The sequence below is a fragment of the Microcystis sp. M49636_WE2 genome (genome assembly GCF_030065375.1).
Taxonomy (GTDB): Bacteria; Cyanobacteriota; Cyanobacteriia; order Cyanobacteriales; family Microcystaceae; genus Microcystis; species Microcystis aeruginosa_C.
This window is the reverse complement of record NZ_JASJFG010000740.1, coordinates 1-1559: the sequence shown is the minus strand read 5'-3', so window position 1 is coordinate 1559 and position 1559 is coordinate 1. Positions and strand designations below refer to the sequence as shown.

General features: G+C 44.1%; 1 protein-coding gene. It reads left to right on the top strand.

Annotation, left to right across the window (positions count from 1 at the left end):
* Positions 1 to 88: 88 nt before the first annotated feature.
* Positions 89 to 1559 (top strand): Asp-tRNA(Asn)/Glu-tRNA(Gln) amidotransferase subunit GatB (gene gatB, locus PX484_RS16935; RefSeq protein ID WP_288104870.1); only part of this gene is annotated, 1471 nt, incomplete at its 3' end.

The window sequence follows — 1559 nt, the reverse complement described above, 5'->3', positions numbered from 1 at the left end:
ATTAAGTTTTATGAAGGGAGGGAATGCTCCAGAATCGCGACTATAATGATTAAACAGATCATTCCTGTGTCGGCGAGAGCGAGAAAATATGTCTGCCACTGAATACGAAGCAATTATCGGTTTAGAAACCCACTGTCAACTCAACACCAAAAGCAAGATATTTTGTCCCTGTCCCACCAACTTCGATAGTCCCCCCAATACTAACGTCTGTCCCATCTGTTTGGGTTATCCGGGGGTATTACCCGTCCTTAACCAAGAAGTCCTGGCCAGTGCCGTTAAACTGGGATTAGCTATCGATGGTAAAATCACACCTCATAGCAAATTCGATCGCAAACAGTATTTTTATCCCGACCTGCCGAAAAATTATCAAATTTCCCAGTATGATCTCCCTATTGTCGAACAGGGTCAACTAGAAATCGAGATCGTCGATAAAAAAACTAAGGAAGTTAGCCGCAAAATTATCGGTATTACCCGTCTGCACATGGAAGAAGACGCGGGAAAACTGGTTCATGCTGGCAGCGAACGTCTCTCCGGTTCCACCCATTCCCTGGTGGATTTTAACCGTACAGGTGTACCATTATTAGAAATTGTCTCGGAACCGGATTTACGCACTGGGGCCGAAGCGGCGGAATATGCCCAAGAATTACGGCGTTTAGTGCGTTATCTCGGCATCAGTGACGGTAATATGCAGGAAGGTTCCCTGCGCTGCGATGTCAATATTTCCGTTCGTAAAAAAGGCGCTAAGAAGTTCGGGACTAAGGTAGAAATTAAAAATATGAACTCCTTTAGTGCTATCCAAAAAGCCATAGAATACGAGATCGATCGACAAATTGAAGCGATCGAAAATGGCGAACCAATCGTACAGGAAACCCGTCTTTGGGAAGAAGCTACTCAACGGACGATTAGTATGCGGAAAAAAGAAGGTTCTAGCGATTATCGCTATTTTCCCGAACCGGATTTACCCCCCCTAGAAGTCTCCCCCGAACAGTTAAAAGCTTGGGCGGAAGAATTACCGGAATTACCCGCTCGTAAACGTCGTCGTTATGAAGAAGAATTTGGTCTTTCCCCCTACGATGCCAGGGTTTTAACCGATGATCGCACCGTGGCCGAATATTTTGAAACTGCTGTAATTGCGGGGGCAAATGCGAAATTAGTCGCTAACTGGATCAGTCAAGATATCGCCGCTTATTTGAATAATAATAAGCTGACGATCACAGAAATCGCCCTGCAAGCGTCAGACTTAGCCGAATTAGTTAAACTGATTGAAACGGGAACAATTAGTGGCAAAATTGCTAAGGAAATTTTACCAGAACTTCTCACCCAGGGCGGTTCACCAAAAACACTGGTGGAAAAGAAAGGATTAATACAAATTTCTGACACTTCTGCCATCGAAAAACTGATCGAGGAAATTATCGCCGCCCATCCAAGCGAGTTAGAAAAATTCCGGGCGGGTAAAACCAATCTTAAGGGATTTTTTGTCGGTCAAGTCATGAAAAAAAGCGGCGGTAAAGCCGATCCTAAATTAACTAGCCAAATCTTAGATCAAAAACTTTCTGGTT